Genomic DNA, 333 nt, shown 5'->3' with positions numbered 1-333 from the left:
TGCCATGCACCGCGCTGCCTGCTTCGCGGGTGAACCCGCTCCCACAGGATGCGGGTTCACCCGAGAAAGCGCCTGATCAGGCGTAAGCGCCCAACTGGCCTGGACGTCGCACCTGGGGCTGCGAGGCGTTGGCGGCTGCGCCTTCTTCGATGGCCTGCTGAATCGCCTTGCGGCCGCGTTCTTCGGCGCGGCGGCTGCAGTACAAAACGAAGAAGTGGGTGAAACTGTCTTCCACAAGATCTCAAAGCTGGCGCAATCACGGTGGGAGCGGGTTAACCCGCGAACACCGGCGAAGCCGGTGCCATGCACCGCGCTGCCTGCTTCGCGGGTGAA

The 333-nt window shown here is 64.9% G+C and carries 1 pseudogene; it reads right to left on the bottom strand.

The features are described 5' to 3' along the window. Positions 1-76: 76 nt before the first annotated feature. Positions 77-220, bottom strand: a pseudogene (locus IAE33_RS24430) (putrescine ABC transporter permease PotI); the annotation flags it as partial. Positions 221-333 lie beyond the last annotated feature (113 nt).

The organism is Pseudomonas sp. S60 (assembly GCF_016647865.1).
GTDB lineage: Bacteria > Pseudomonadota > Gammaproteobacteria > Pseudomonadales > Pseudomonadaceae > Aquipseudomonas > Aquipseudomonas parafulva.
The sequence above is the reverse complement of the archived record's forward strand: the minus strand, read 5'-3'. Positions and strand labels throughout refer to the sequence as shown.